The 5,583-nt window shown below is 51.9% G+C and carries 3 protein-coding genes; 1 reads left to right on the top strand and 2 read right to left on the bottom strand.

Features of this window, described 5'->3' with window-relative positions:
- Positions 1 to 704 precede the first annotated feature (704 nt).
- Both JKG68_RS30650 and JKG68_RS30645 read right to left on the bottom strand, forming a co-directional pair.
- Positions 705 to 1,871 (bottom strand): glycosyltransferase family 2 protein, encoded by a 1,167-nt coding sequence (locus JKG68_RS30650; protein WP_202066058.1) that lies wholly within the window; start codon positions 1,869 to 1,871, stop codon positions 705 to 707.
- 75 nt (positions 1,872 to 1,946) lie between these two features.
- On the bottom strand, positions 1,947 to 2,945 hold the full coding sequence (locus JKG68_RS30645) for an NAD-dependent epimerase/dehydratase family protein (RefSeq protein WP_202066056.1): 999 nt from the start codon (positions 2,943 to 2,945) through the stop codon (positions 1,947 to 1,949).
- A gap of 538 nt (positions 2,946 to 3,483) precedes the next feature.
- Here JKG68_RS30645 and JKG68_RS30640 point away from each other — a divergent pair.
- The gene (locus tag JKG68_RS30640; protein WP_202066054.1) at positions 3,484 to 5,262 is read left to right on the top strand and encodes an ABC transporter ATP-binding protein; all 1,779 of its coding nucleotides are present in this window, start codon (positions 3,484 to 3,486) and stop codon (positions 5,260 to 5,262) included.
- Positions 5,263 to 5,583 lie beyond the last annotated feature (321 nt).

Genomic DNA, 5,583 nt, shown 5'->3' with positions numbered 1-5,583 from the left:
AACGATCTCCAAACAGAGGCCGTCAGTCTCGTCCCTCACACATGCAAACGTAAGGTGGGTCCAGAACACCGCTTACGGAGGATCAGTCTTGGAGCAGAACATTACTCCAGCTCGCTTGGGTGCAAACACCTCCTCACATTCCGGACACGCTTGGACGGAAGACGCTTCGGACTTTCGCCTCAAGGTATTCTTGAGTTGCTGCCGACAGCCAGCGGAGCAAAACTTACGGGCGCGGCCGACAATTGACTTTCCGCATCCGCAGCACCTCTGATCCGCGTAGACAAGGCGCCGCCGTTCTTTAATCGATTGCTGGCGACATTGATCGGAGCAGAACCTCGCGGCATCACGCTCGAGCCAGAACTCCGTCTCGCACTGTTCGCAGTGCCTCGGCAATGGACGGGAGGAAGCAATCTGGAAGAGCGCGCAGGTTTCACAGGGCAGTCATGGAGGACCTTGGCGCTTCTCTGGTAGGATTTAGCACTGACACACCCGGCATAGGGTAAGGTCTCGCGGTGCTAATGCCGCTTGGCGAGCCTCTTCAATCAGATCCCCAACACGCCTGCGCTGTATCCTTACTCACTACGAGAACGTCCACTGATCGGAACGTTTCGACAACAATTACGCGTCAGGAGAGCATTTTTATGCGTGCGCGATAGTTGCGGCAACGAGCAGTCACTATCCTCCATTTCGCAATCGTTTAAATGCTATCTTCTCGACGACAGGGTTGGATCACCCACACTGAGAGCCTGCTGTTTGGGCGAGTCCGATAACGTAGCTTCGTGCCAACGCCTGGATCTTTGCGGTTCAAGCATTCGATCTATGCTCATCATCTTCTCCACTCGCCGCTTAATCGCGGTGTCGAACATGAAAGGTTGAGAACTGCTCCATAGATAAAATGAAATTGATGCTTGCTGTCGATCTCCGGCGGCACCGAAAAGCACTTCTAGACGGCGTAGGAATGATCGGCTCTTTCTGCCTAAAATCTGGAATCCCAAACGTGTTTCAAATGTCAGGAGAATAAGTAAGTAGCGAGCCAACTCTAGAGATGGACGACATGAGTTGGCTGCATATGCATATGCCGTGGCTCGGGCCCATCTAGAACACTTGGTGGGGAGTGATGGGTTTCGTTCAAGAGCTCTGTCTATCGTTAAGATCGCAGATCGCGCCATCCTCTTGCCGTCACTTGACATGTTGCCTGGGTAACGTCGGTAACCCACCAGAAAACTTGGAACGCACGTGATCCTGTACCTTTCAGCCAAGCGTAGCTCAAAATCTAAATCCTCGGTCCCACCGCATCCGAGTTTTCTGAAGTCCGTATCGTAGCCTCCTATCGAAACGGCTGCGTTTCGTCGGACAACTAGCGAACTGCCATTGCCGACAGGCCAAGTGATTAGGTGCTGACAAAGGATATACCCATCAAAGTTCCAGCTGGCAGTTGGGTTCAGCACCATGTCATCTTCGTCGATCACTACTGACCAAGTGTAAGCCGCAGCGTACTCATGCTTTTGTTCGAGGAGCTCAATTTGTCGGCGAAGCTTGTCGGGCAGCCAAAGGTCGTCAGCATCCAAAAACGCGACATATTCTGCATTGGAATAATGGATTCCGGCGTTTCGTGCAGCCGCAACACCATTGTTGATTGTCGATAGCAAATGTACTCGACTGTCACTCTTGCAATAATCTGAAGCAATCTCGGCTGTTCTGTCTGTTGACCCGTCATTCACAACGATGATGTCGAATTGATCGTAGTCTTGTGCCAACGCCGACTGCAGTGTGCCCTCCAAGAAACGTTCGGCATTATAGGCGGGGATGATTATAGACGCTGATCTTCTCCGCTCAAGATTGAGCGGATTATCTGAGACATGAACTACCATGCTACATCATTCAATTGGTTCATACATTCAGGCTCTATCTTGCCGACTATGCACTCGGCATCAATCCCGTCCCGCTCACATATGGAGCGCGCTTTTTCTGAACTCGGCAGCAACATCGTCGTGTGACGCTGATCTAAGCTCCTCATTCTTCGAAAACCAAGCGATGGCGCGATCGATACCTTCTTCATATGGAACTTGGCATGCCCAACCCGGAAGCTCACGATTGGCGATCGTCAGGTCGGGCCGACGATTGGTTGGATCTTGTGGAGCCGGTGGCAGATGGACGATTGGGGTTTTTGGGAACCGGCTTTGTACATATCGAGCGACATCAATCACCGAAATTTCCCGATCATTACCTACGTTGAGTGGTCCTGGATAGTCAGTGGGTTGCAACCAGAAAAAACGTGCAAGCCCATCAATAATATCATCGACATAACCCCAGCTCCGGGTCTGTAAGCCGTTTCCATACACTGTGATTGGCTTTCCTCGGAGTGCCTGCGAAATAAAGTTAGATACTGCACGACCGTCGTCCGGACGCGTTCGAGGGCCGAAGACATTGAACAGCCTGACAACTTTGATTTGAGTGCCGCTCACACGACGAGACTCGAACAAAATTGCCTCAGAACATCTCTTGCTCTCGTCGTACGATGAACGTGGACCCGTGCAATCGACGGAACCGCGGTAGGACTCGGGCTGTGGCGAGACTAACGGATCACCATAGACCTCTGACGTGGACGTGAAACCAATCAGGCCGTTGGGCCGCAACGCTTCAAGGAGTCGAAGAACCCCAATAACATTAGCTCTAACCGTTCTCAGCGGCTCTTCCATGTACCACGGCGGTGATGCTGGTGAGGCGAGATGATAAATCTCGTCGAACAGCCCAACATCGGCAAGCCGCTCAACATCTGTCTCTAGTATTCGTACGCGTTTATCGGTGATGTGCGAGAGGTTTGAGCGCCGTCCTGTCCAAAAGTTGTCAACAACAAGCAACTCGGTACAATCATCACGAAGAAGCAGACGGTCAACTAAGTGCGAGCCGATAAACCCCCCGCCTCCTGATACCAAAACGCGCATAGTAGTGCCTCCAACTACGTAAACGCTCACTGGAGGCAAGGGAGCCAGTCAATGCAACAGCATTATACCCATGCAATACAGATGATAAGTGAAGATCTGTGAGGCTAGGGCTCGCTAAAGCTAAGGTGTTGGACTGAAGGATCTTACCAGGCGCCTACTTCATCCAACTTTATTCGAAGAAGCCTAAACGTCTATACACCCTTAGGGGTGAGTGTTGGCGCGCGGTGTCGAGCCGCTGACACTAACACTTTTGGGTTAAGCCCACTTGTGCAAACATCGGCTATATGTGTGTTGTTACTCAGAAGGAACGGCTGTTACTGCTATAACTCAATCAGCCCTCCTCGAGCTGTTTTCGGCTTCTTTCTGATGCTAAAGGTGGAGTAAATGGTCCCCGGGTTTTCCACAGTTCGCAACCTAGGCCGCAATGTGCTCTCGCATGACGCAGAGGGTCTTGCAAGATCGGATTCCAATCTCGCTTGGTACCTCTGTTTAGTGCAAAATTGTGATCACTTTGATCTCCCGTCAGGGGAGTGAAGCAATGGCCGGCATGCTGCAATCGATACTTACCAAGGACATTAAGAGCAGCGGATTCATCGAAAGTCTGATAACCCTTTGGCCCCTTACATCCGGCTTCAGGCCCCGTCTTGCCATCATGGTAACACTCGGCTTTCTGGCGTCCCTTGTTGAGAGCGTCGCCATCAGCTTGGTCACCTTTCTGGTCTATACTGCAATTACTGGAGGCGTGAATGCCCCAGAGAAAGCTGGAACATCCCTCCCGCAGCAAGTTCTCCACGACACCACTTCGATCCTGAATGGAAATGTGGCTCTTGTGTGCGCCTTGATCGCCGCCACTGTGCTAGTCAGGGCAGTGTTATCGAGCCTGTACAGCGTCCTTACAGCGCAAGTGCGAAACAAAATGCACGATCGGGTGCGGCGCTCTCTTTTCGATCAGTACCTCTCTCTGTCGTACAGCTATATGGCCACGAGGACTGCTGGTGATCTGACCAACGCCTTGCAGGTAGAAGCATGGCGAGTTGCTGAGTTCGTGGAGCATTGCGCTCGCATTGTCATAAATACCTGCGCGATTGTTGTCTTCTCGGGTATTCTGCTTGTCCTGAGCTGGCAGGTTTTGCTTGCGGCCGTCATATGCGGTCTGCTCTTCTTGAGTGCTGTTCAATTGTCACGCCGGAAGCTTCAAGAACTGGGTTCTAAGGCTACAGCAGCAAATGAGGCGCTTGCTGACAAAATAGTTGCGTCAGTCGGGTCGCTTAGAACGATTAAAGCACTTGGTCTAGAGGAAAGCGTATCAGGTACATTTACGTCTTTGTCACATGAGGTGCGAAATCTTTTGATCAGAGTGTCGGCATTGGACAGTGCATTTCGCCCAGTGTTTGATCTTCTTTTGCTTCTCATGGTGGGCGCGGTAGTCTGGCTGTCACACCACCTTGGCGACTCTGCTCCCCGCACCCTAACTCTTGTGGCGCTAATCTATCGTCTGCAGCCGCATGTAAGGGAGCTACAGGGCCATTTGATGGCTGTATTCAGCTTGGAGGCCGCGCTCTCGACTGTTGTCAATGATCTAATGGCAGACGGGCGACCCTATCCTCCAAACGGGAAGCGGGCGTTCGCTGGTCTCCAAAGGGAGATCACGTTTGAGAACGTTAGTTTTCAGCATCCCGGAATGAATAACCAGAGTTTATCGCAAGCCACCTTCCATATTTCCCGGGGAAGTACGTTCGCGCTTTTAGGTGGCAGTGGCGCGGGCAAAACAACGGTCGCAAACCTTCTTCTAAAGCTTTACGAGCCGACTTCGGGCATAATCCGGATCGATGGTGTCCCATTGTGCGAAATTGAAAGACGCTCTTGGCTATCTCGTGTAGCCATCACTGGGCAGGATATTGAGCTCTTGGAAGGCTCGCTGCTTGATAACCTTTGTCTCGCGAAGCCAAAAGCCTCGCCCCCGCAGGTCTGGCGTGCTTTGGAGATAGCAGGCATTCGTGACTTTACTGAAACTTTGCCAAACGGACTTGACACACGCGTTGGTCAGCGCGGCTTTAGACTGTCAGGCGGGCAGAGGCAGCGTATATCTCTGGCACGTGCCCTCGTCGCTGAACCTAATATTCTTATCCTTGATGAAGCAACGAATGCTGTGGAAAGTATTTTGGAGCGTCGGGTTCAGCGCGACATCCGGGACGCTTTTCCCTCAATGACCATCATTCTGATCGCACACCGCAGCAGTGCTTTAGAACTGATAGATAGCTCTATACGGCTAGAGGCTGGACACTCGGTATTGGCTACATCAGCTACTGCTCATTGAAATATCTTTCGCTTGGCGAGGATAAGATTGGGAATTTCACCATAGCCCTTTAACCTATGTCTTCAGGGATTTGTGCAGCGAAAATGGTCACGATCTCAGACCTGTCCCGGATTGGCTTCGCGCGCCATAGATATCAGTAGCGTGCAATTTAACTCTTGTCACAAGTTGGGCAAACTCAATCCGAGCCGCTTAGCCGGTTGCAGTTCCCTAGGGTCCCCTCAACAATGTGAGAATTGCAGGTAATTACCCACGCCTTGAGCGAGGTGGACTTCAGGCCCTGACGGTTGGGAGGATGGTGCCGAAGACGGTGGCGCCGGTTGC

Origin of the sequence: Microvirga aerilata (assembly GCF_016743775.1) — a bacterium.
In the GTDB taxonomy this organism is placed as follows: domain Bacteria; phylum Pseudomonadota; class Alphaproteobacteria; order Rhizobiales; family Beijerinckiaceae; genus Microvirga; species Microvirga aerilata.
The sequence above is the reverse complement of the archived record's forward strand: the minus strand, read 5'-3'. Positions and strand labels throughout refer to the sequence as shown.